General features: G+C 66.4%; 21 protein-coding genes. 7 read left to right on the top strand and 14 right to left on the bottom strand.

Annotation, left to right across the window (positions count from 1 at the left end; genetic code table 11):
• Nucleotides 1–121: 121 nt before the first annotated feature.
• Nucleotides 122–1,183 carry a mannose-1-phosphate guanylyltransferase/mannose-6-phosphate isomerase gene (locus tag HZY97_RS10410; protein ID WP_180143314.1) on the top strand — a complete coding sequence of 354 codons (1,062 nt, stop codon included), beginning with the start codon at nucleotides 122–124 and terminating at the stop codon, nucleotides 1,181–1,183.
• On the opposite strand, the gene HZY97_RS10405 is transcribed toward HZY97_RS10410, so the two are convergent.
• Entirely contained in the window at nucleotides 1,155–2,270 is a 1,116-nt protein-coding gene (locus tag HZY97_RS10405) for a sulfotransferase (RefSeq protein ID WP_180143312.1), read from the bottom strand. The two genes, HZY97_RS10410 and HZY97_RS10405, sit on opposite strands and share 29 nt — an antisense overlap.
• Before the next feature lie 49 nt (nucleotides 2,271–2,319).
• Between HZY97_RS10405 and HZY97_RS10400 the strand changes: the two genes are divergently transcribed.
• Nucleotides 2,320–2,907, top strand: coding sequence for an aspartyl/asparaginyl beta-hydroxylase domain-containing protein (locus HZY97_RS10400; protein WP_180143310.1), 588 nt, complete (start codon nucleotides 2,320–2,322; stop codon nucleotides 2,905–2,907).
• A 48-nt stretch (nucleotides 2,908–2,955) separates the two neighbouring features.
• Here HZY97_RS10400 and pepF read toward each other — a convergent pair whose 3' ends face one another.
• From pepF to groES, 4 genes are all read right to left on the bottom strand, one after another.
• A complete protein-coding gene (pepF, locus tag HZY97_RS10395; protein ID WP_180143308.1) occupies nucleotides 2,956–4,815 on the bottom strand; it encodes an oligoendopeptidase F in 1,860 nt (619 codons plus the stop codon).
• A 119-nt stretch (nucleotides 4,816–4,934) separates the two neighbouring features.
• On the bottom strand, nucleotides 4,935–5,114 hold the full coding sequence (locus HZY97_RS10390; protein ID WP_180143306.1) for a hypothetical protein: 180 nt from the start codon (nucleotides 5,112–5,114) through the stop codon (nucleotides 4,935–4,937).
• A 143-nt stretch (nucleotides 5,115–5,257) separates the two neighbouring features.
• Nucleotides 5,258–6,901 carry a chaperonin GroEL gene (gene groL / locus HZY97_RS10385; RefSeq protein WP_180143304.1) on the bottom strand — a complete coding sequence of 548 codons (1,644 nt, stop codon included), beginning with the start codon at nucleotides 6,899–6,901 and terminating at the stop codon, nucleotides 5,258–5,260.
• 58 nt (nucleotides 6,902–6,959) lie between these two features.
• The gene (groES, locus tag HZY97_RS10380) at nucleotides 6,960–7,247 is read right to left on the bottom strand and encodes a co-chaperone GroES (RefSeq protein WP_180143302.1); all 288 of its coding nucleotides are present in this window, start codon (nucleotides 7,245–7,247) and stop codon (nucleotides 6,960–6,962) included.
• A 222-nt stretch (nucleotides 7,248–7,469) separates the two neighbouring features.
• Between groES and sppA the strand changes: the two genes are divergently transcribed.
• From sppA to HZY97_RS10365, 3 genes are read left to right on the top strand one after another with little or no spacing between them, the layout of a single operon-like run.
• Nucleotides 7,470–9,362 (top strand): signal peptide peptidase SppA, encoded by a 1,893-nt coding sequence (gene sppA, locus HZY97_RS10375; RefSeq protein ID WP_180143300.1) that lies wholly within the window; start codon nucleotides 7,470–7,472, stop codon nucleotides 9,360–9,362.
• Nucleotides 9,359–9,928 (top strand): GNAT family N-acetyltransferase, encoded by a 570-nt coding sequence (locus HZY97_RS10370; RefSeq protein WP_180143297.1) that lies wholly within the window; start codon nucleotides 9,359–9,361, stop codon nucleotides 9,926–9,928. The genes sppA and HZY97_RS10370 overlap by 4 nt, the downstream gene beginning before the upstream one ends.
• 55 nt (nucleotides 9,929–9,983) lie before the next feature.
• Nucleotides 9,984–10,370: an STAS/SEC14 domain-containing protein gene (locus tag HZY97_RS10365; RefSeq protein ID WP_180143295.1), complete on the top strand. Its 387-nt coding sequence runs from the start codon at nucleotides 9,984–9,986 to the stop codon at nucleotides 10,368–10,370.
• On the opposite strand, the gene HZY97_RS10360 is transcribed toward HZY97_RS10365, so the two are convergent.
• Nucleotides 10,367–11,002 carry a trimeric intracellular cation channel family protein gene (locus HZY97_RS10360; RefSeq protein WP_180143293.1) on the bottom strand — a complete coding sequence of 212 codons (636 nt, stop codon included), beginning with the start codon at nucleotides 11,000–11,002 and terminating at the stop codon, nucleotides 10,367–10,369. The genes HZY97_RS10365 and HZY97_RS10360 overlap by 4 nt on opposite strands.
• Nucleotides 11,003–11,064: 62 nt before the next feature.
• Here HZY97_RS10360 and HZY97_RS10355 point away from each other — a divergent pair, with 62 nt between their 5' ends.
• The gene (locus tag HZY97_RS10355) at nucleotides 11,065–11,730 is read left to right on the top strand and encodes a YoaK family protein (RefSeq protein WP_180143291.1); all 666 of its coding nucleotides are present in this window, start codon (nucleotides 11,065–11,067) and stop codon (nucleotides 11,728–11,730) included.
• Here HZY97_RS10355 and HZY97_RS10350 read toward each other — a convergent pair.
• The 8 genes from HZY97_RS10350 to HZY97_RS10315 form a co-directional block, all read right to left on the bottom strand.
• Nucleotides 11,727–12,143: a DUF1801 domain-containing protein gene (locus tag HZY97_RS10350; RefSeq protein ID WP_218943017.1), complete on the bottom strand. Its 417-nt coding sequence runs from the start codon at nucleotides 12,141–12,143 to the stop codon at nucleotides 11,727–11,729. The genes HZY97_RS10355 and HZY97_RS10350 overlap by 4 nt on opposite strands.
• Before the next feature lie 99 nt (nucleotides 12,144–12,242).
• A complete protein-coding gene (lpdA, locus tag HZY97_RS10345) occupies nucleotides 12,243–13,637 on the bottom strand; it encodes a dihydrolipoyl dehydrogenase (RefSeq protein ID WP_180143288.1) in 1,395 nt (464 codons plus the stop codon).
• A 136-nt stretch (nucleotides 13,638–13,773) separates the two neighbouring features.
• Entirely contained in the window at nucleotides 13,774–14,982 is a 1,209-nt protein-coding gene (odhB, locus tag HZY97_RS10340; RefSeq protein ID WP_180143287.1) for a 2-oxoglutarate dehydrogenase complex dihydrolipoyllysine-residue succinyltransferase, read from the bottom strand.
• Nucleotides 14,983–15,009: 27 nt separating this feature from the next.
• Nucleotides 15,010–17,946 (bottom strand): 2-oxoglutarate dehydrogenase E1 component, encoded by a 2,937-nt coding sequence (locus HZY97_RS10335; protein WP_180144477.1) that lies wholly within the window; start codon nucleotides 17,944–17,946, stop codon nucleotides 15,010–15,012.
• A gap of 67 nt (nucleotides 17,947–18,013) precedes the next feature.
• Nucleotides 18,014–18,898, bottom strand: a complete 885-nt coding sequence (gene sucD / locus HZY97_RS10330) for a succinate--CoA ligase subunit alpha (protein WP_180143286.1) — start codon at nucleotides 18,896–18,898, stop codon at nucleotides 18,014–18,016.
• Nucleotides 18,899–18,902: 4 nt separating this feature from the next.
• Nucleotides 18,903–19,490: a hypothetical protein gene (locus HZY97_RS10325; protein ID WP_180143285.1), complete on the bottom strand. Its 588-nt coding sequence runs from the start codon at nucleotides 19,488–19,490 to the stop codon at nucleotides 18,903–18,905.
• 110 nt (nucleotides 19,491–19,600) lie between these two features.
• Nucleotides 19,601–20,563 (bottom strand): malate dehydrogenase, encoded by a 963-nt coding sequence (mdh, locus tag HZY97_RS10320; protein ID WP_180143283.1) that lies wholly within the window; start codon nucleotides 20,561–20,563, stop codon nucleotides 19,601–19,603.
• A gap of 186 nt (nucleotides 20,564–20,749) precedes the next feature.
• Entirely contained in the window at nucleotides 20,750–21,268 is a 519-nt protein-coding gene (locus HZY97_RS10315; RefSeq protein WP_180143281.1) for a winged helix-turn-helix transcriptional regulator, read from the bottom strand.
• 82 nt (nucleotides 21,269–21,350) lie between these two features.
• Here HZY97_RS10315 and HZY97_RS10310 point away from each other — a divergent pair, with 82 nt between their 5' ends.
• A complete protein-coding gene (locus tag HZY97_RS10310) occupies nucleotides 21,351–21,761 on the top strand; it encodes a VOC family protein (protein WP_180143279.1) in 411 nt (136 codons plus the stop codon).
• Nucleotides 21,762–21,804 lie beyond the last annotated feature (43 nt).

Below are 21,804 nucleotides of genomic sequence, written 5' to 3'. Positions count from 1 at the left end.
TGCCGCGTCAGGCCGAGTTTACGGAAAAATGTGTTTTCCGCCCGAAACCCGGGCGCGATCCATGTGTTTGACCGCCGGGGCAATTCGCCGCATTGCAATATAGTCAGGAGGTCCGAAGCTCATGCCGGATTCGCAGCCGATCGTCCCTGTCATCCTTTCGGGAGGGTCGGGCACGCGCCTGTGGCCGATGTCACGCGCCGAAAAGCCCAAACAGCTCCTGTCGCTCACCGCCGAAGAGACGATGCTCCAGCTCACCGCGCGGCGCGCTTCGGGTGAGCAGTTCGGCCGCTCGATCGTCGTCGCCAACGGGCATCATGCGGACATGGTCGAGGAGCAGCTCGCCGCTGCCGAGAACAGCGCGCAGGCGCTGATCCTCGAGCCTGTCGGACGCAACACGGCGCCGGCCATCGCGCTTGCCGCAATCGCGGCGGGCGGCGGCGCCGAGCCGTTGCTGGTGATGCCTTCGGACCATGTCATCACCGATGTCGAGGCGTTCCACGCCGCGATCCGGACAGCACTGCCTCTGGTGCAGGAGGGCTGGCTGATCACCTTCGGCATCACCCCCGATTCGCCTGAGACCGGCTATGGCTGGCTCAAGGTAGGCGAGGCGCTGGCCGAGGGCGTCCACCGCGTTGAGCGCTTCGTCGAGAAGCCGCCGCGCGAGGCGGCCGAGGCGATGCTCGCGGCAGGCGGGCACACCTGGAACGGCGGCATCTTCCTGTTCCGGGCCGATGCGTTTCTGGGCGCGCTGGCGAGCTATGCGCCCGACATCCTCCATGCCGCGCAGCAGGCGATGGAGAAGGGTAAGCGTGACGGTGCCCGGATCTGGCCCGATGCCGATAGTTTCGCCGCCAGCCCGTCGGACTCGATCGACTATGCCGTGATGGAAAAGGCGCCGCGCGTCGCGGTGGTGCCGGTTACGATGGGCTGGAGCGATGTCGGCAGCTGGGACGCGCTCCACGCGATCAGCCATGCCGATGCCGGCGGCAATGTCGTGCGCGGCGACGCCGTGGTGATCGAATCGACCAATTGCCTGGTTCGCGCCGAAGCGGGCAAGCGGGTGGCGCTGGTCGGCGTCGAGGACCTGATTGTGGTCGCGTCGGGAGACGACATCCTGGTGCTGCCGCGCGGGCGCAGTCAGGAAGTGAAAAAGATCATCGAGGCGATGCAGAAGAAAGGCTGAGCGCGGCCCGGACGCGTGCCGCCGCGGCATGCTGGTCCGGCCTGGCTTCGCGCTGCTTCGCCTCCCCGTCGGGCTGGAAGCCGGTATCGGGCTCCTTCGAATTCCGCCTGGCGGCCGCGTCCATCGTAGCGCGCTCGTCCGGGGTCGGCGTCAGCCCGAAATGCGGCAGGATCCGCGTGAAGAAGGCCTGGGGCAGCTCGGTATAGTCGAGGAGCAGCCCGCCGTCGGCTGCCTGGGCGATGGCGGGTTCGCAGATCCGCTCGAGCACCCGCGCGATATACTCTGCCTCGGGTAGGGTCGCGTCGTCGGGTTCCAAGCCGAACCAATCGAGCGGGATCAGGCCGGGCACGGTCTGGAAGCCGCGCTCGCGCCGGTGCGACACCAGCACCTCGACCGGATCGCGGTGGAGGAAGATCCAGGGCACTTGCGGGAAGGCGCGGCGCAGCAGCGGCAGCGCGCGTGTGTGCCAGCTGTCGAGCTTGACGAACAGCCGGTCGGCGCCGCGGCTCCAAGCATAGACGAGCGCGCGCAGTGCCTCGACCTGAAGTTCGGGATCGTCGAAGGGCGCGCGGATCAGGCCGTCGAGCAGCTGGGGTTCCGAAAGCGCGAAATGGCCGGGCACGGCGCCGAGCATCTGGGCAACCAACGTCGAGCCGCAGCGCGACATGTGGAAGACGAACCCCGAGGGCGCGAAGCCGGGATCGCGCGGCGCGTCGATCAGCGTGTCGAGCGTGGTGCGGACCCGCAGCACGCGATTGAGCGGGCGCGCGGCGGCTTCGGTGAGCGAGATGTCGAAGAAAGAACGGTTGGGCGCTACCCCGGCGAAGTGAAGCCAGTCGATCGTGAGGTCCGGCCCCAGCTTTGCGGGCAGCCAGCCGGCGGGCGGGCAGCTGTCGAGCAGCAGCGGCGCCGGCCGCGGCGTATCGTCGAGCATCGCGGGCGTAAGTGCGATCCCACGCGCATTTGCCCAGTCCATTGCCATCCTGGCGAAACGCGGCGTCTCGATCGGCTCGGCCAGAAGTTGTGCCGCCGCCGGATCGGCGAGCAGCGCGGCATGAAAGGCGGCAAGGGGCGACGTTGCATTCATGGGCGGGTGGGATAGGCTCGCGGGAGGCAAGGAAGGGGCCGAGGCTAATATGGCGACCGCGCAGGTGCAATCGGTGCTGCCCGACCGGATAAGGCTGCCGTTCGCCTTCGATCCCGCGCCGCTGGCCGCGGACATCGCCGCGCTCGAACGCGGGGACTTCACTACGCATTTCGTGAAGCAGAATTTCGAAGGCGACTGGAGCGTGCTGCCGCTGCGTGCCTCCGCCAGCGCAAAGCATCCCATCCAGATGATCTATTCGGCGCCGGGCGAAGTCGATTTCGTCGATACGCCGTGGCGGGCGCAGATGCCGGCGCTATCGGCGGTGATCGACGCGTTCGAATGCCCGGCGCGATCGGTGCGGCTGATGCGGCTCGCTGCCGGGTCGGTGATCAAGGAGCATGAGGATCTGGACCTCGACGTCGCCGATGGCTTCGCGCGGATCCATGTGCCGATCGTAACCAATGCGGACGTCGATTTCCGGCTGAACGGCAAACGCGTGACGATGGCGCCGGGCGAGGCCTGGTATCTGCGCCTCGCCGATCCGCACAGCGTGGTGAATGGCGGCGAGACGGCGCGGGTGCATCTGGTGCTCGACCTGGTCGTCAACGACTGGCTGTTGCACCAGCTGGGCGGGTGAGCGCCCGATAGTCCCTCCCCCGCCAAAAAACGGGAGAGGGACACGAGGTCAGCCGATCAGCGCTTCGGCCTGGTCGAGCACATTCTTGAAGTCGGCGACGAGCGCCTGGTACGGGGCCGGGCTCGCCATATCGAGACCGGCGCGCTTCAGTATCTCGGTCGGATAGTCCGATCCGCCCGCCTTCAGCACCGACAGATAATTGTCGCGCTCCTTTGCGCCGCCCTTGAGGATCGACTGGGCGAAGAAGGTCGCCGCCGAGATGCAGGTGGCGTATTGGTAGACGTAGAAGCTGTTGTAGAAGTGCGGGATATAGGCCCACTCGTTCGAATATTCGGGCTCGAGGATCATGTTCGGCCCGTGATAGGTGCGCAGCAGTTCGCCATAGACCTTGGTGAAGCGCGCGCCCGACAGACCTTCGCCCGCTTCCGCCATGTCGTGCGCCTTGAGCTCGAACTCGGCGAACATGGTCTGGCGGTAGAAGGTGCCGCGATAATTCTCCATCTGCTGGCCGAGATAGAAGAGCTTCTCTTCCTTGGTCTTGGCGTTCTTGAGCAGATGGGCGACGAGCAGCTGCTCGTTGCAGGTCGACGCGATCTCGGCGAGGAAGATCGGGTAGTCGGCCTTGTCGTAGACTTGGGTCGAATTGGCGAGCAGCGAGTGGAGCGCATGGCCCCATTCGTGCGCATAGGTGCTCATCCCGTCATATTTGTCGCTCAGGTTGAGCAGCAGATACGGGTGCACGTCGAACGCGCCGGGATTCATATAGGCGCCCGGGCGCTTGCCCTCGCGGGGCCAGGGATCCATCCACTTGGCCGCGGTCGCCTTGGCGATGCGCGCCTGATAGTCGGGGCCGAGCGGCTTCACTGCTTCCAGGGTCGTCGCGCGCATCTGGTCGAGCGTATAGCTGCGGTCCATCGACACGAGCGACGGATAGATGTCGTAATAGCCGATGTCCGGCAGCTTGAGCATCTTGCGGCGCAGCTCGAAATAGCGGTGGAGCTGGGGAAGGCCCTTGTTCGCTTCGGCGACCAGCGTGCGATACACCGCCTCGGGCACATTGTTGCCCGAGAGTGCACGGGCCAGCGAGGTCGGGTATTTGCGCGCCTTGGCGTAGAAGATGTCGCCGCGCACCTTGGCGCCATAGGTCGCGCCGAACGAGCTCTGGAATTTGCCGTGCGCGGTCCAGAAGGCGCTGAACACCGCCTTGCGGTCCTCGCGGTTGGGGGCGTCGCGGTTGAGCGAATAGCCCTGCGAATCGAGGCGGACCGCCTTGCCGGTTGACAGCGTGATCGTCGGCCAGGGAATGTCCGACGAGCGCAGTTGGCCGGAGATTTCGCCCGGCGCGCCGAGCGGCGAGCTGGCGCTGGCGAGGATCGATTCGCCTTCGGGGCTGAGCGTGTGCTCGGCCTGGCGCAGCGTATCGGCGAGCGCGAAGTCGAAGCGGGTGCGCAGCGTCTCGCTGGCGGCCAGGAAGGCGTCGATCTTTGCCTTGCCCAGCGTCAGCAGCTCGGGCGAGGCCCAGGACGTCGCTTCGCCGAACGCAGTGTAGAGGTCGCGGGCCTGGGCGAGCTTCTCCTGATAGGCGGAGACGCGGACATCCTCGTCGCCCTTCAGGCTGGCATAGGTGTAGATGCGGCTGATCGTGCGGCCGAGGTCGGACTGGGCGACCATCGCTTCGGCCAGCACAGCGGCGCTCTCGCCGAGCCGGCCCTTGTACTTGGCGACGCCGGGGATGGCGGCGAGCGCCTGCTTGCGGGCGGCATCCCAGGCGGCGTCGTTCGGATACAGCTCGGTCAGGTCCCACATCGCGGTGGTCATCTTGGTCTCCTGCGCCCAGGCGGGCAGCGCGGCGGCAAGCGGCGCGAGCGCGGCAACGCCCAGAGCCTGGCGGCGAGTGATTTCGGTCATCAGTTCATTCCCCGAGAACGCGCCTGTAGGCCCGGCGCTGTTGTGGATGCGCCAGTCTGTCGCGGTTTCGGGGTAGAGGGAAGCGCGATTGTCGCCCTAGGCGGGCGATCGCGACGAGTTCAGCGGGCGCCCTTGGGCGTGACGATCCAGTCCCGCTTGGCGCGGCGGGTCATGTGGATGCCGCAATAGCGGCACCGGCTGATATATTTTTCGGCCTCGCCGACGCGCTGCGCGTGCTTTTCCGAACGCTCATGCTTGCCGCCGATGCATCGCACCCGCCCACCAATCCAACCGAACACGCGACCCATCCTTTATTTCGACCCGTCGCACGTTATTTCCGGATGATTTCCAACTGGTCAACGGGAACTGGCTTCAATCTGCCGCAAAAAAAGAAAGGGCCGGGATCGCTCCCGGCCCTTCTTTTTCGTGCAGGTGCGCGGACTTAGAAGTCCATGCCGCCCATGCCACCCATGCCGCCACCCATCGGGGGCATGGCTGCCTTGTCTTCCGGAAGCTCGCTCACCGCCGCTTCGGTGGTGATGAGCAGACCGGCGACCGAGGCCGCATCCTGAAGCGCGGTGCGGACGACCTTGGTCGGGTCGATCACGCCGGCGGTGACCAGGTTCTCGTACACGTCGGTCGCGGCGTTGAAGCCGAGCGACGAGTCGTTGCCGTCGATCAGCTTGCCCGCGACAACGGCGCCGTCATGACCGGCATTCTGCGCGATCTGCTTGAGCGGCGCGGTGATCGCCTTGCGGATGATGTCGATACCGCGGGTCTGGTCGTCATTCGCGCCCTTCAGGCCGTCGAGGGCCTTGGTGGCATAGAGCAGCGCCGTGCCGCCGCCGGGGACGATGCCTTCTTCAACGGCTGCGCGGGTTGCGTGCAGCGCGTCGTCGACGCGGTCCTTGCGCTCCTTGACCTCGACCTCGGTGGCACCGCCGACCTTGATCACGGCCACGCCGCCGGCGAGCTTGGCGAGACGCTCCTGGAGCTTCTCACGGTCATAGTCGCTGGTGGTGACTTCGATCTGCTGGCGGATCGCTTCGGTGCGGCCCTTGATCGCATCGGCTTCACCGGCGCCATCGACGATGGTGGTGTTGTCCTTGTCGATCGTGACGCGCTTGGCGGTGCCGAGCATGCCGAGGGTAACGCTCTCGAGCTTGATGCCGAGATCTTCCGAGACGACTTCGCCCTTGGTCAGGATCGCGATGTCCTCGAGCATCGCCTTGCGGCGATCGCCGAAGCCCGGTGCCTTGACGGCTGCGACCTTGAGGCCGCCGCGGAGCTTGTTGACGACGAGCGTGGCCAGGGCCTCGCCTTCGATGTCCTCGGCGATGATCAGCAGCGGACGGCCCGACTGGACGACGGCTTCCAGGATCGGGAGCATCGCCTGCAGGTTCGACAGCTTCTTCTCGTGGATCAGGATGTACGGATCGGCGAGCTCGACCGACATCTTCTCCGGGTTGGTGATGAAGTAGGGCGACAGATAGCCGCGGTCGAACTGCATGCCCTCGACGACGTCGAGCTCGAAATCGAGACCCTTCGCCTCTTCGACGGTGATCACGCCTTCCTTGCCGACCTTGTCCATCGCCTCGGCGATCTTCTCGCCGACTTCCTTGTCGCCGTTCGCCGAGATGATGCCGACCTGGGCAACTTCCGACGAGCCCGAGACGGGCTTCGAGCGCGCCTTGACGTCCTCGACGACCTTGAGGACGGCGAGATCGATGCCGCGCTTCAGGTCCATCGGGTTCATGCCGGCGGCGACCGACTTCATGCCCTCGCGGACAATCGCCTGCGCCAGAACGGTGGCGGTGGTGGTGCCGTCGCCTGCCGTGTCGTTCGCCTTCGAGGCGACTTCACGGATCATCTGCGCGCCCATGTTCTCGAACTTGTCCTTGAGTTCGATTTCCTTGGCGACGGTGACGCCGTCCTTGGTGATGCGCGGAGCGCCGAAGCTCTTTTCGATCACGACGTTGCGGCCCTTCGGGCCCAGCGTGACCTTGACTGCATCGGCGAGGGTGTCGACGCCGCGCAGAATGCGCTCGCGGGCGTCACGGCCGAATTTTACGTCCTTGGCTGCCATGTGGCTGACCTTTCAAAACTGGGAAAATGTTGAATCCGTTGACTCAGGTAAGCGCGTCTCAGCCGAGAATGCCGAGGATGTCGCTTTCCTTCATGATCAGCAGGTCCTCGCCGTTGACCTTGACCTCGGTGCCCGACCATTTGCCGAACAGGATGCGGTCGCCGGCCTTGACGTCGAGCGGAGTGACTTCGCCCTTCTCGTTCTTGGCGCCCGAACCGACGGAGACGACTTCGCCCTCCTGCGGCTTTTCCTGGGCGGTGTCCGGGATGATGATGCCGCCGGCGGTCTTCGCCTCGGCTTCGACGCGGCGAACGAGCACGCGGTCGTGCAACGGACGGAAGGTCATTGCGAGTAATCCTCTTTGCAATGGTGTCTATGGCTTTAGCACTCGGACTCACCGACTGCTAACGGAGCGGCATATGCGTATGGCCCGTGGCTGCGTCAACGGGGAGTCCGAACGGAATTTTCAAAGTCCGTCCCGGAGCTGTATTGTGCCGCTAATACGGGCGTTTACTCCATGCGGCATATCTAGTAGCCCGAATTCGCATTTCCATAGGAGAGCGGCGAAGTGAAGCTTGTCAAAGGCGCCTGGATGATCCTGGTCGGGATCAAGGACTTTCTGGTCCTGGTTTTCATGCTGCTGTTCTTCACGATGCTGTTCGCCGCGCTCTCGGCCAAGCCCAATCCGGCGGCGATTCGCGACGGCGCGCTGGTGGTGGCGCTCGACGGCACGCTGGTCGAACAGCCCGAGGAAGTCGATCCGTGGAGCAAGCTGGGCGGCGGCAGCGCCGTCAAGCAGCAGCGGCTCCGCGACGTGGTGCGCGCGCTCGACGCGGCGAAGACCGACAGTCATGTGAAGGCCGTGGTGCTCGATCTCGACCGCTTCATGGGCGGCTATCCGGCGGCGATCAGCGAAGTTGCAGCTGCCGTGGGCCGCGTGCGCGCGGGCGGCAAGCCGGTGCTCGCCTACGCCACCGCCTATACCGATGACAGCTATGCACTGGCCGCCAATGCCAGCGAAATCTGGGTGAACCCGCTGGGCGGCGCGATGTTCGCCGGACCGGGCGGCACCCGGCTCTATTACAAGGGTCTGATGGACAAGCTGGGCGTGACTGCGCACATCTACCGCGTCGGCAAGTTCAAGTCGGCGGTCGAGCCCTATATGCGCAACGACATGTCGCCCGAGGCCAAGGAAGCCGAGCTGGCGATCTACCAGCCGATCTGGGCGCAGTGGCAGGCGGAAATCGCCAAGGCACGGCCCAAGGCGAAGCTGGCCGATTATCTCGCCAAGCCCGCCGACACCGTGGTCGCGGCAAATGGCGACATTGCCAAGTCGAACCTGGCGCTGGGCATCGTCGACAAGCTGGGTGACCGCATGGCGTTCAGCAAGCGCGTTGCCGAGATCGCCGGTGCGCCGAGCGGCAAGCCCGTCGGCACGTTCAACCGGATCAAGCTTGACGACTTCATCGCCGCCAACCCGCTGCCGACCGGCGGCGACGCGATCGGGGTGATCACGATCGCCGGCGAGATCATCGACGGCAAGGCGGGCCCGGGCAAGGCAGCCGGCGACAGCGTGAGCGCGCTGCTGCTCAAGGGGCTGGCGACCAAGAACCTCAAGGCGCTGGTGGTGCGCGTCGACTCGCCGGGCGGCTCGGCGCTCGCTTCGGAGCAGATCCGCCAGGCGATCCTGCAGGCCAAGGCGCAGGGGCTGCCGGTGGTGGTCTCGATGGGCAGCCTGGCGGCCAGCGGCGGCTATTGGGTGTCGACCGGCGGAGACACGATCTTCGCCGAGCCCAACACGATCACCGGATCGATCGGCATCTTCGGTGTGATCCCGACTTTCGAGAAGACGCTCGCCAAGATCGGCGTGGGCGCGGACGGGGTGAAGACCACGCCTCTCAGCGGCCAGCCCGACATTTATGGCGGTACCAATGCCGAGACCGACCGCCTGCTCCAATCGGCGATCGAGGCGGGTTATGCGCGCTTCATCGGCGTCGTCTCGGCCGCGCGCAAGCTGACGCCCGAGCGCGTCAACGAGATCGCGCAGGGCCGCGTCTGGATCGGCGGCACCGCGCACCAGCTCGGGCTGGTCGACCGGTTCGGCGGGATCGACGACGCGATTGCCGAGGCGGCACGCCGGGCCAAGCTCGATCCGGCCAAGGTGCATGCCGTGTATCTCGAGAAGGAGCCTTCGAGCTGGGCCAAGCTGTTCGAGAGCCTGACCGAAGACAAGGACGAGGACGGCGACCGCACCGACGAGGCGGCGGGGCCGGACATGTTCGCGCGGGTGGCGATCGAGCAGCGCGCGATGTTCGCCCGGGCGCTGGGCGACGCGCGGCGGCTGGCGCATGGCGGATCGGTGCAGGCGCGCTGCCTCGAGTGCAGCGCGATGGGGCCGGCGACCGGAAGCCTGGAAGACCAGACGCTGTTCGACGCAATCGCTGCGCGGCTCGGCCTGTGATCGGTATCCGCGCTGCGGCGCCCGAGGATGCCGCCGCCATCGCCGCGATCTATGCGCCGCATGTGCTGACCGGCACCGCGAGCTTCGAGATTGAGGCGCCCGACAAGGCCGAGATGCGCAAGCGCATGGCGTCGAGCGACGGGCTCTACCCGTGGATCGTGGCGACCACCGGCGCGGCGGACGATCCCGATGCCGGGGTGATCGGCTATGCCTATGCCAGCAAGTTCCGTGACCGGCCGGCCTATCGCTATGTCTGCGAGACCTCGATCTATCTGACCGACACGTCGAGCGGGTCGGGGGTGGGGCGGCTGCTCTACAGCGCGCTGATCGACACGCTGCGCGCCCAGGGTTTCGTCCATGCGATCGGCGCGATCGCGCTGCCGAACGATCGCTCGATCCGGCTGCACGAAGCGGTGGGGTTCCGCCGCCAGGGTGTCTACCGCGAGGTCGGCTTCAAGCATGGCCAGTGGATCGATATCGGCTTCTGGCAGTGCGAATTGAACGAGCCGCGCGTTCCCCCGGTCGAGCCGCGGAAATTCGCCGATATGGGGATTGTCCGGGATTGAGGGGTCTTGAAGCGAGCGGCTAAGGGCGCCGCTTCCGTGGTTGAGGGACCCACGCATGTCCAATTCGGTTTCGCACAGCATTCAGGTCGATCGCGAGCGCAAGCTTGTCGATCTGCGCATCGGCGGGCTGATCGCGCCCGAGGACGCCGCCTGGATCGGCGAGGAGCTGCGCAGTGCGATCCGCTCGCTCGGCGACGATGTCGGCAAGCATGTGACGCTCTATGATGCCAGCGGCGTGCATGTCGTGCCGCAGGACACGGTGGAGCTGATCAAGAACACGCTCGACAATCCCGAGGTACGCAAGCTCTGGGCGCGCAAGATCGCGTTCGTGGTGAGCACCGCGCTCGCCCGGCTGCAGGTCCAGCGGCTCAAGGAAGTGCGGGCCGATATCGGCGTGTTCGACGATCGCGAGGCGGCGATCGCCTGGCTGATGGAGCCCTAACGCCGCCCGCGATAGGCAGGCAGGCCGAGCTTCCACACGATCGCCGCGGCGCGCAGGCCAAAGCCCGCGCTGGCGGCGAGCATTCCCGCGACGAATACCGGCAGCCCGGCAAGGGTGAGCACCACCTGCAGCATCGCAGTGAGCGCGGCGGCAGTGACGTAGAGCTCGGGGCGCATCAGGATCGACGGCTCGTTCGCCAGCACGTCGCGGATGATGCCGCCGGCGCAGGCCGTTACGACCCCCATCACTGCGGCGGGCACCGGCGGGATGCCGTAGCTGAGCGCCTTGGCCGCGCCGAACGCGGCATAGGCGGCGAGGCCGAAGGCATCGAGCCACGCGAAAGTATTGTCGCTCCACCAGCGCTGCGGGGTCATCCAGATCAGCACTGCGACGGCGAGGATCAGCGTGGCGACTGTCGCGTCATGCACCCAGAAGACCGGCGCGCCGATCAGCAGGTCGCGGATCGTGCCGCCGCCGACGCCGGTGACGAGCGCGAAGAAGGCGGCGGTGACGAAGGTCTGCGCGCGGTGCGCGGCGGCGAGCGCGCCGGTGGCGGCGAACACGGCGATGCCGAACAGGTCGAGCCAGGGCAGGATCGGCCCGATACGGGCGGCGGCGGTTACGGCTTCCATGAAAGATGTTTCATGCGGGGAACGGCTTGCTGTCAAATGCGCGGCTGGGGCATGAGAGCGCCATGCAGCGTACCGAGTCCCCCCTGATCGTCATCGCCATCTGCCTTGCCGCGCTTGCCGGCTTTGTCGATGCCCTCGCCTTCACCAGCCTGGGCGGCTTCTTCACCGCCTTTATGAGCGGCAACACGACTCGGCTCGGCGTGGGGCTGGGCGGCGATATTCCCGGGGACGCGGCGACCGCGGCGAGCCTGGTGCTGAGCTTCGTCAGCGGCGTGATCCTGGCGAGCGTGATCACGCGCTGGCGCCAGGCGCGGTTCCGCGAGAGCGTGATGGCGGCGGTGACGGTGCTTCTCGTGGTGGCCGCGACAGTCGCCAGCCTCGCGCCGGGGCCGCTCGTGCTGATCTTCCTCGCCATGGCGATGGGCTGCGAGAACGGCATCCTCAACCGCGAGGGCGAAGTGAGCGTGGGCGTGACCTATATGACCGGTTCGCTGGTCAAGATGGGGCAGAAGATGGCCGGCGCGCTGATGGGCGACAAGGACCGCTGGGGCTGGTCGCTCTATCTGTTCCTGTGGCTGGGCTTCCTCGCCGGCGTGGTGATGGGCGCGGCGAGCCATGTCCGCTGGGGCTGGACGGCCTTGTGGCTGGCGCCAATCGCCAGCGCGGTGATCAGCTTCGCGCTGGTGCGCATCCGGCCGAAGCTGAGCGGACCCTGGGCGGTCAATTAATCGCGGGCAGCGCCGTCGCGGATCGCGGCCTCGAGCGTGCTGAGGTCGATGTCCTTCAACGCCTTGAACCTGATGCAATAGCCGGTGACCTTGGCCTTGCCGAGCGTCGGCCCATAGGTTTCCGCCAGATGGTTCTTGTCCTCGATGCCGAGGATATAGACCGAGATGCCGGCGGTGTTCGCGCTCAGGCCGACCCGGTAGAATTCGCGCGTCTTGCCGTCGGCATAATGCATCGTGCGGGAGCCGAAGCCGATATTCGGATTGGAGACGATCTTGCCGGTATCGTCGGTGCCGTCGAGGAACCAGGTTTTGGCGCCGGGGAGTATCTGGAGGACGCGATCGTGCAGCGCCTGCAGGTCGCTGCGCTTGGGCTCGGGCTGGGCGGCGATATAGGCCGCGATCTGCGCTTCCACGGGCATAGGCAAGCCTGTCGTCAAAGACACCAGGCTCGATCCTAGGCGCGGGGCTTGGGTTGGCACAAGCGGCGCGGCAAAGCCGCGCCGTCGGCCGGCTCAGACGTGGATCGGCTTGCCGAGCACCGCCATCGCCGCTTCCTTGATCGCCTCGCTGTGCGTCGGGTGCGCGTGGCAGGTATAGGCGATGTCTTCCGAAGTCGCGCCGAACTCCATCGCCTGGGCGACCTGCGCGATCATCGTGCCGGCGACCGAGGTGATGATCCAGGTGCCGAGCACGCGGTCGGTCTTGGCGTCGGCGATCACCTTCACCCAGCCGACCGTGTCGTCGATCGCCTTGGCGCGGCTGTTGCCGGCCATCGGGAACTTGCCGACCTTGATCTCGCCGCGTGCCGAAGCCTGTTCTTCGGTCAGGCCGACGCCGGCGATCTCGGGGTGCGTGTAGACCACGCTCGGGATCACGTCGTGGTTCACGATGCCGGTGAGGCCGGCGATATTCTCGGCGACCGCAATGCCTTCGTCCTCGGCCTTGTGCGCGAGCATCGGGCCCGGGATGACGTCGCCGATCGCCCAGACGCCGTCGACGGCGGTGCGGAAGCTGTGATCGGTCTCGATCTGGCCGCGCTGGTTGGTGGCGAGGCCGATCTTGTCGAGGCCGAGGCCTTCGGTATTCGGACGGCGGCCGATCGAGACGAGGACGGCATCGGCCTCGAGCGTCTCGGCAGCGCCGCCGGCGGCGGGCTCGACCGTCACGGTCGCCTTGCCGCCACTCACGGTCACGCCGGTCACCTTGGTGGAGAGCTTGATCTCCATGCCCTGCTTCTTGAAGATCTTGGCGGCTTCCTTGCGGACCTCGCCGTCCATGCCCGGGAGCAGCTGGTCGAGGAACTCGACCACGGTGACCTTGGCGCCGAGGCGCTGCCAGACCGAGCCGAGCTCGAGGCCGATCACGCCGCCGCCGATCACGATCATGTGCTCGGGCACCTTGTCCAGCGCGATCGCGCCGGTCGAGTCGACGACGACCTTCTGGTCGATCTCGACGCCCGGAAGCGGGGTGACAGACGAGCCGGTGGCGATGACGATGTTCTTGGCAGTGACCTTGCGATCGCCGACCTGCACGGTGTGCGCGTCGATGAAGGTGCCGAGGCCCTTCACCCACTCGACCTTGTTCTTCTTGAACAGGAAGGCGACGCCGCCGGTGAGGCCGGTGACGGCCTTGTCCTTGTCGGCCATCATCGTCGGGAGGTCGAGCTCGACCGAGCCGAGCTTGATGCCGTGCTTGGCGAGGACGCCGTTCTTCGCCTCGTCGAACTTCTCCGACGCGTTGAGCAGTGCCTTGGAGGGGATGCAGCCGACGTTGAGGCAGGTGCCGCCAAGCGTCTCGCGGCTCTCGACGCAACCGGTGCGCAGGCCGAGCTGCGCTGCGCGGATCGCCGCGACATAGCCGCCGGGGCCCGAACCGATCACCAGGACGTCGAAATCATAGTCGGCCATGTTCTTCTCTTCCTTGTTCCCCGGCGAAGGCCGGGGCCCAGTATCGAGACGGAATCTGGTGCGCGTCTCGCCTAGTTTCAAACGTCATACCCAACTGGGCCCCGGCCTTCGCCGGGGATCAGCTGGTCTTCTGCGATCAAAGGTCGATCAGCAGACGGGTCGGATCCTCGATCGCGTTCTTGAGCGCGACGAGGAAGGTCACTGCCTCGCGGCCATCGACCAGGCGGTGGTCGTAGCTGAGCGCGAGATACATCATCGGGCGGACGACGACCTGGCCGTCGCGGACCACGGGGCGGTCCTCGATGCGGTGCAGGCCGAGCACGGCCGACTGGGGCGGGTTGATGATCGGAGTCGACATCAGCGAGCCGAACACGCCGCCGTTCGAGATGGTGAAGGTGCCGCCCTTCATTTCTTCCATCTTGAGCGTGCCGTCCTTGGCGCGCTTGCCGAAGTCGCCGATCGTCTTCTCGATGCCGGCGACCGAGAGCGTCTCGGCGTCGCGGATCACGGGGACGACCAGCCCCTGCGGGGCGGAGACGGCGACCGAGATGTCGCAATAATCGTGATAGACGATCTCATCGCCTTCGATCGAGCCGTTGACGCCGGGGATGTCCTTGAGCGCCATGCAGGCGGCCTTCACGAAGAAGCCCATGAAGCCCAGGCGAACACCGTGCTTCTTCTCGAACAGATCCTTGTACTTGGTCCGGGCCTCGATCACCGCGGTCATGTCCACGTCGTTGAACGTGGTGAGCATCGCGGCGGTGTTCTGCGCTTCCTTGAGGCGCTTGGCGACGGTCTGGCGCAGGCGCGTCATCTTGACGCGCTCTTCCTTGCGGCCATTGGCCGAGGAAGCAGCCGGCGCGGCGGCGGGGGCCGGGGTGGCGGCCGGAGCGGGCTTGTTGCTCGCCGCGGTCATCACATCGTCCTTGGTCAGGCGGCCGTCCTTGCCGGTGCCCTGCACGGTCGAGGGATCGACGCCGGTCTCGAGCACCGCGCGGCGAACCGACGGCGAGAGCGCAGCAGCTTCGTCGCTGGGCGCCGGAGCGGCAGCCGGGGCCGGGGTGGGAGCGGGCGCAGCGGCGGGCGCCGCGCTCGGTGCGGCAGCGGCGCCGCCCTCGGTCACCACCGCGATCACTGCGCCGACTTCGACCGTGTCACCGACCTTGGCGATCTGCTCACCCATCACGCCGGCAACCGGGCTGCCGACTTCGACCGAGACCTTGTCGGTCTCGAGGCTGGCGATCGGTTCGTCGAGCGCGACGGGATCGCCGGGGTTCTTCAGCCATTCGCCGACCGTTGCTTCGGTGATCGACTCGCCCAGCACCGGGACTTTAACGTCTGCCATTGTCTTTCCTCGTTCCTGGGGACGGGTTTACTGGTTGCGGGTCCGGCGAATTTCTTCGCGGACATTGTGACCGAGCGCGTCGGCGACGAGCGCCCCCTGCTCGGCCTGGTGGCGTTTCATCAGGCCGGTGGCGACCGCCGCGGCGGGCGCACGGCCGGCATAGCGCGCGCGCGCGACCTTCGAGCCGGCTTCCTTGAGGCTCGCCTCGATGAAGGGCTCGACGAAGGTCCAATAGCCGTTGTTCTTCGGCTCTTCCTGCGCCCAGATCACTTCCTCGACATTGGGCATGCGCGACAGGCGCTTGGCCAGTGCTTCGCCCGGGAAGGGATAGAGCTGCTCGACGCGGACGATCGCGGTATTCTTGTCGCCCGCCGCGTCGCGTGCCTCGATCAGGTCATAGGCGACCTTGCCCGAGCACAGGACGAGACGCTTCACATCGGTATCGGCCGGTGCGCTGGGGTCCGAGAGGATGCGCATGAAGTGGCTGTCGCCGAGGAAGTCCTCGGCCTTCGACACCGCCATCTTGTGGCGGAGCAGCGACTTCGGCGTCATCTGCACCAGCGGCTTGCGGAAGTTGCGGTGCATCTGGCGGCGCAGCAGGTGGAAGTAGTTTGCCGGCGTCGTGATGTTGACGACCTGCATATTGTCTTCCGCGCAGAGCTGGAGATAGCGCTCCGGACGTGCCGAGCTGTGCTCGGGGCCCTGGCCCTCATAGCCGTGCGGCAGCAGCATCACCAGGCCGTTGGCGCGCAGCCACTTGGCCTCGCCCGCGGCGATGAACTGGTCGATCATGATCTGCGCACCGTTGGCGAAGTCGCCGAACTGCGCTTCCCACAGCACCAGCGTCTTCGGATCGGCGAGTGCGTAACCATACTCGAAGCCAAGCACGCCATACTCGCTGAGCGGCGAGTCGAGCACCTCGAACGAACCGTGCGGGATCGTCGTGAGCGGCACATATTTGCGCTCGGTATTCTGGTCGACCCAGACGGCGTGGCGCTGCGAGAAGGTGCCGCGGCCCGAGTCCTGACCCGAGAGACGCACGCCATAGCCTTCCGACAGCAGCGCGCCGAAGGCCAAGGCCTCGCCGGTCGCCCAGTCGAAATTCTGGCCGGTCTGGAACATCGCGCGCTTGGCGTCGAGCACGCGGCCGAGCGTCTTGTGGATCTCGAGATCCGCCGGGACTTCGGTCAGCGTGCGGCCGAGGCTATCGAACAGCTTCTTCTCGATGCCGGTATCGACCGAACGACGCGCCGTCTCGGGATCGCCGGGAGCCGCGAGGCCCGACCAGCGGCCGCCGAACCAGTCGGCCTTGTTGGGGAGGTACGACTTGCCGGCCTCGAACTCGCCTTCGAGCAGCAGGTTGAACTGCTTGGTCTTCTCGTCGACGAAACCCTGGTCGATCGTGCCTTCGCCGATCAGGCGCTTGGTATAGACCGCGCTCACCGACGGATGCTGGCGGATCGCCTTGTACATCAGTGGCTGGGTGAACGAGGGCTCATCGCCTTCATTGTGGCCGAAGCGGCGATAGCACCACATGTCGATCACGACGTCGCGCTTGAAGGTCTGGCGGAACTCGATCGCCATCTTGCAGGCGAAGGTCACTGCCTCGGGATCGTCGCCATTGACGTGGAAGATCGGCGCCTGGACGCCCTTGGCGACGTCCGACGGATAGGGCGAGGAGCGCGCGAATTGCGGGCTCGTCGTGAAGCCGATCTGGTTGTTGATGATGAAGTGCAGGCAGCCGCCGGTATTGTAGCCGCGGATGCCCGAGAAGCCGAGGCACTCCCAGACGATGCCTTGGCCGGCGAACGCGGCGTCACCATGCAGCAGCACGGGCAGCGAGGCGGTGTGGTTCTCGAGATCGCCGGCGATCGTCTGGATCGCGCGGGTCTTGCCGAGCACGACCGGATCGGCGGCTTCCAGGTGCGAGGGGTTGGCGACCAGCGACATGTGGACGCTGATCCCATCGAACTCGCGATCGGTGCTGGTGCCGAGGTGATACTTCACGTCGCCCGAGCCGCCGACGTCATCGGGGTTGGCCGAGCCGCCCGAGAATTCGTGGAAGATCGCGCGGTACGGCTTGGACAGCACGTTGGCGAGCATGTTCAGCCGGCCGCGATGCGCCATGCCATAGACGATCTCACGCACGCCGAGCTGGCCGCCGTACTTGATGATGGCTTCCATCGCCGGGATCATCGCTTCGCCGCCGTCGAGGCCGAAGCGCTTGGTGCCGACGTATTTCTTGCCGCAGAAGCGCTCCCACTCCTCGGCCTCGATGACCTTGGAGAGGATCGCCTTCTTGCCGTCGACGGTGAACTGGATGGCCTTGTCCTTGCCCTCCATCCGCTCCTGGAGGAAGCGGCGCTCCTCGACGTCGGCGATGTGCATATACTCAAGGCCGACATTGCCGCAGTAGTTCGCGCGCAGCGTCTCGACGAGCTCGCGCACCGTCGCCTTTTCCAGCCCGAGCGCGCCGCCGAGATAGATCGGGCGATCGAGGTCGGCACCGGTGAAGCCGTGATATTCGGGCGTCATGTCCGCCGGCAGGTCCTGGCGGGCAAGGCCGAGCGGATCGAGCGTAGCGGCAAGGTGACCGCGCACCCGATAGGTGCGGATCAGCAGCATCGCGCGGATCGAATCGCCGGCAGCGCGGGCGATGTCGCTCTCCGACGCGGCCGGGCCGGCGGGCTTGGGCGCAGGCGCGGCGCCGCCCTTGGCGGGCTTGGGCGCCGGCTCCATCTGGGTCGGGTCGAGCCCGGCGGTGAGGGCGTCCGTCTCGGCGAGCGGCCAGCGCGGGTTCGCCCAGCTGGGGCCCGACGCCGTGTTCTCGAGTCCGTCGAAAAACTGCTGCCACTTGGGCTCGATGCCCGTGGGATCCGCCTTGTAGCGGCGGTACAACGTCTCGACGAATGCGGGGCTCACGCCGCCGGCGATGTCGTCGAAGTCCAGGCCCTCATAGCCCATGGTCACCAATCCAGTCTCTGTTAGCGCTCCCATTCCGTACAGGAGATAGGAGCGCTCCCGTTACAATTCAGCCCTTGAGCACTTCGACCAGCGTCGAGCCGAGCTCGGACGGGCTGGTCGCGACGCGGATGCCCGCTTCTTCCATCTTGGCGATCTTGCTCTCGGCATCGCCCTTGCCGCCCGATACGATCGCGCCGGCATGGCCCATGCGGCGGCCCGGAGGCGCCGTGCGACCCGCGATGAAGCCGGCCATCGGCTTCTTGCGGCCCTTCTTGGCCTCGTCGATCAGGAACTGCGCGGCTTCCTCTTCGGCCGAGCCGCCGATCTCGCCGATCATGATGATCGACTTGGTCGCCTCGTCGGCGAGGAACAGCTCGAGCACGTCGATGAAGTTGGTGCCGTTGACGGGATCGCCGCCGATGCCGACGGCCGTGGTCTGGCCGAGGCCTGCATTGGTGGTCTGGAACACTGCCTCATAGGTCAGCGTGCCCGAGCGCGAGACGACGCCCACCGAGCCCGGCGAGAAGATCGAGCCCGGCATGATGCCGATCTTGCACTGGTTCGGGGTCAGCACGCCGGGGCAGTTCGGGCCGATCAGGCGCGACTTGGAGCCCGAGAGGGCGCGCTTCACCTTGACCATGTCGAGCACCGGAATGCCTTCGGTGATGCAGACGATCAGCGGCACTTCGGCGTCGATCGCCTCGAGGATCGAGTCCGCGGCGAAGGGCGGCGGCACGTAGATCACGCTGGCATCGGCACCGGTCTTGGTGACGGCCTCGGCGACGGTGTCGAACACGGGCAGGCCGATATGCTCGGTGCCGCCCTTGCCGGGGGTCACGCCGCCGACCATCTGCGTGCCATAGGCAAGCGCCTGCTGGGTGTGGAAAGTGCCGGTCTCACCGGTCATCCCCTGGGTGATGACCTTGGTGTTCTTGTTGATCAGGATGCTCATGAGTTCACTGGGCTCCGGGGGATTTCGGATCGGGATTGGGCGCGAAGGCGCGCAGCGCGACCCAGCCACCATAAGTGGCTGCGGTCAGGCTCATGCCGTCACGGGCGGAAGTGGCTACCGACGCGCCGACCGCACTGGCGGTAGGACGCGCGAGCATCGGCACGGTTTCCTCGTTTGGCAGAACGAGCTTGCGGGCCAGATAATAATCATCCTCGGACAGGCCGAACCACAGCACGATGCAGCTCTCCGAGACGGGGCTCTTGCTGGCGGTCGGTGCGGGGACGAGCAGATAGAGCTGGCCGCCGGCGATCCGGTACATGGTGTTGGCGACGCTGGCGGCGTCGGGCGCGGGGAGCTTCTCGGCCTCGCCGCGCGACGCGGTGGTTGAGGCGCCCAGCGCGCGGCGGGCGGCCATGGGCAGGTTCTCATAGGTCGCCGGTTCGGAGACCTTCTTGCTCAGGCGGACCGCGCCGCTGACGCAGGCGGCCTGGAACAGCGGCACCGGCTCGGCGGGGGCGGTCGGCGTCGCTTCCTGCGCGGCGGCGGGAAGCGCGGCGCAGAGGCCAAGAACGAACAACGCGATCCGCTTCATCTCATTCCCCCAGCCATTGTCGCTCGACTGCACCCCGCAATGCCGCTTCGGCCGCGAACCCCCGGGGGATCACGGCCGACGACAGCAGCGCGGGTGCGCGCTTCGGCATCTCAGGCGAGCGAGCCGTCGATCGCCTTGCAGGCTACCAGCAGTTCCTTGACCGCGTCGACCGAGACTTCGAGGTTGGCCTTGGCTTCGTCGGTCAGGTTGATCTCGATGATCTTCTCGACGCCGTCCTTGCCGATGACGATCGGCACGCCGACGTAGAGATTGTCCACGCCGTACTGGCCGGTGAGATGCGCCGCGGCCGGGAGGACGCGCTTCTTGTCGTAGAGGTAGCTTTCGGCCATCGCGATCGCCGAAGTGGCGGGTGCGTAGAAGGCCGAGCCGGTCTTGAGCAGGCCGACGATCTCGCCGCCGCCCGAACGGGTGCGCGCCACGATCGCGTCGATGCGCTCCTTGGTCGAGAAGCCCATTGCGATCAGGTCGCTGACCGGGATGCCCGAGACGGTCGAATATTCGAGGACGGGGACCATCGTGTCGCCGTGGCCGCCGAGCACGAACGAGTTCACGTCCTTGACCGAGACCTGGAATTCCTCGGCGAGGAAGTGGCTGAAGCGCGCCGAGTCGAGCACGCCGGCCATGCCCACCACCTTGGTGTGCGGCAGACCCGAGAATTCGCGCAGTGCCCAGACCATCGCGTCGAGCGGGTTGGTGATGCAGATCACGAATGCGTCGGGCGCGTTGGCGGCGATGCCCTCGCCGACGGCCTTCATCACCTTCAGGTTGATGCCGAGCAGGTCGTCGCGGCTCATGCCCGGCTTGCGGGCGATGCCGGCGGTGACGATGATCACGTCTGCGCCGGCGATGTCGGCATAGTCGTTCGAGCCGGTGATCTTGGAATCGAAGCCTTCGACCGGGCCGCACTGGCTAAGGTCGAGCGCCTTGCCCTGGGGCACGCCTTCGACCACGTCGAACAGGACGATGTCGCCCAGGCCCTTGAGTGCTGCGAGGTGCGCGAGCGTACCGCCGATGTTGCCGGCGCCGATCAGCGCGATCTTCTTGCGAGCCATGGAAACTCCCTTTGGGTCTGGTTCAACCGACACACAGACGCGCGTACCGGCGCGCCGGTGAAAGCGGTGGCGGCTTAGGCCCATAATAGGAGAGTCGCAACCCATGAATAGGAGTGCGGCTGGATTATCTTTGCAACTAATTCGCAAGTGCAATAGTGGCTTGGGGGCGCCTGTTCGCGAGAGGCTTTAACCGGTCAGTGCCCTCGCCAGTTCCTGGCCCTTGGCGGTGAGCGCATAGAGCGGCAACGGCGGATAGCGGTCCTCCAGCCGGCGGTGCACCAGCGCCTCGTCGATCACTGCCTTGAGCGTGGTCGAGAGTGCGCGCGGCGTGACCGGCGCGAGCTGCGCCTGGATCTCGCCGAAGCGTGCCCAGTCCGGGCCGAGTCCCGCGACCAGGGGAAGCGACCAGCGCGGCAGGGCACCCGTGGCGAGCTTCAGCCGGGCTCGCGCCGCCTCGATCCGCTCGCACAGCGCCCCGACCGGGCGGCCGGCTTCGCTCAGCAGATATTCGGGGCGCAGCGGGTGGCCATGGCCGGGATTGGGGATCACCCAGCCGCACTCCTTCAGATGGACGAGGCAGCGGGTCAGGCTGTTGTGCGAGAGATCGAAGGCGCGCGCGATCACTGCAAAGCGCGAGCCCTGCTCACGGCTGAGCAGCGCCAGCACCGGGGTCGCCCAGCGATTGGCCTCAAGCAGCCGGAGCATCTGCGGCGGGGAAGGGAGCATTGACTCCATGGCCAAATTCATATCGACTATATAAACGGAACCATAGAGTCGGAGAATCGAAATGGCAACTACGTTCGAAGCACCCGCCCAAGCGACCGTGCTTGGCTATGATGGCGGCCTCACCTGCGCGATCAGCGTCACCAATCTCGATGCGAGCATCGCCTGGTATCGCGACGTGCTGGGGATGAACTTTCTCTACCGCGTCGATGAGATCGCCTGGTGCGAGCTGGAAAGCCCGGTGGCACGGGTGAATATCGGCCTGTCGCAGGTCGAGAGCGTGCCGCAGGGCGGCGGTGCGACGCTGACCTTCGGCGTCGCGGACCTCGACGCGGCCAAGGCGGTGCTCGATGCCGCGGGCGTGCGCCAGGACGGGCCGGTGCAGGAGATTCCGGCGATGGTGCGCCTGCTCACCTTCTACGATCCCGATGGCAATGCGTTGATGCTCTATCAGGATCTGTCGGGTCAGGCCTGAGGCGCGCGCTGACCCGCTGTTAACTTCCAGCGTGCGAAACCCG

The sequence above is a fragment of the Sphingomonas sp. R-74633 genome, assembly GCF_013416555.1.
In the GTDB taxonomy this organism is placed as follows: domain Bacteria; phylum Pseudomonadota; class Alphaproteobacteria; order Sphingomonadales; family Sphingomonadaceae; genus Sphingomonas.
This window is presented reverse-complemented; position numbering and strand designations above follow the sequence as displayed.

Bases quoted from the DNA above. Each gene is read 5' to 3' on its own strand.
- groES (WP_180143302.1), bottom strand. From the start codon at position 7,247: ATGACCTTCCGTCCGTTGCACGACCGCGTGCTCGTTCGCCGCGTCGAA.
- sucD (WP_180143286.1), bottom strand. From the start codon at position 18,898: ATGAGCATCCTGATCAACAAGAACACCAAGGTCATCACCCAGGGGATG.
- HZY97_RS10310 (WP_180143279.1), top strand. From the start codon at position 21,351: ATGGCAACTACGTTCGAAGCACCCGCCCAAGCGACCGTGCTTGGCTAT.
- HZY97_RS10325 (WP_180143285.1), bottom strand. From the start codon at position 19,490: ATGAAGCGGATCGCGTTGTTCGTTCTTGGCCTCTGCGCCGCGCTTCCC.
- pepF (WP_180143308.1), bottom strand. From the start codon at position 4,815: ATGACCGAAATCACTCGCCGCCAGGCTCTGGGCGTTGCCGCGCTCGCG.
- HZY97_RS10360 (WP_180143293.1), bottom strand. From the start codon at position 11,002: ATGGAAGCCGTAACCGCCGCCGCCCGTATCGGGCCGATCCTGCCCTGG.
- odhB (WP_180143287.1), bottom strand. From the start codon at position 14,982: ATGGCAGACGTTAAAGTCCCGGTGCTGGGCGAGTCGATCACCGAAGCA.
- HZY97_RS10365 (WP_180143295.1), top strand. From the start codon at position 9,984: ATGTCCAATTCGGTTTCGCACAGCATTCAGGTCGATCGCGAGCGCAAG.
- lpdA (WP_180143288.1), bottom strand. From the start codon at position 13,637: ATGGCCGACTATGATTTCGACGTCCTGGTGATCGGTTCGGGCCCCGGC.
- HZY97_RS10355 (WP_180143291.1), top strand. From the start codon at position 11,065: ATGCAGCGTACCGAGTCCCCCCTGATCGTCATCGCCATCTGCCTTGCC.
- HZY97_RS10405 (WP_180143312.1), bottom strand. From the start codon at position 2,270: ATGAATGCAACGTCGCCCCTTGCCGCCTTTCATGCCGCGCTGCTCGCC.
- HZY97_RS10400 (WP_180143310.1), top strand. From the start codon at position 2,320: ATGGCGACCGCGCAGGTGCAATCGGTGCTGCCCGACCGGATAAGGCTG.
- HZY97_RS10335 (WP_180144477.1), bottom strand. From the start codon at position 17,946: ATGGGCTATGAGGGCCTGGACTTCGACGACATCGCCGGCGGCGTGAGC.
- HZY97_RS10315 (WP_180143281.1), bottom strand. From the start codon at position 21,268: ATGCTCCGGCTGCTTGAGGCCAATCGCTGGGCGACCCCGGTGCTGGCG.
- groL (WP_180143304.1), bottom strand. From the start codon at position 6,901: ATGGCAGCCAAGGACGTAAAATTCGGCCGTGACGCCCGCGAGCGCATT.
- mdh (WP_180143283.1), bottom strand. From the start codon at position 20,563: ATGGCTCGCAAGAAGATCGCGCTGATCGGCGCCGGCAACATCGGCGGT.
- HZY97_RS10410 (WP_180143314.1), top strand. From the start codon at position 122: ATGCCGGATTCGCAGCCGATCGTCCCTGTCATCCTTTCGGGAGGGTCG.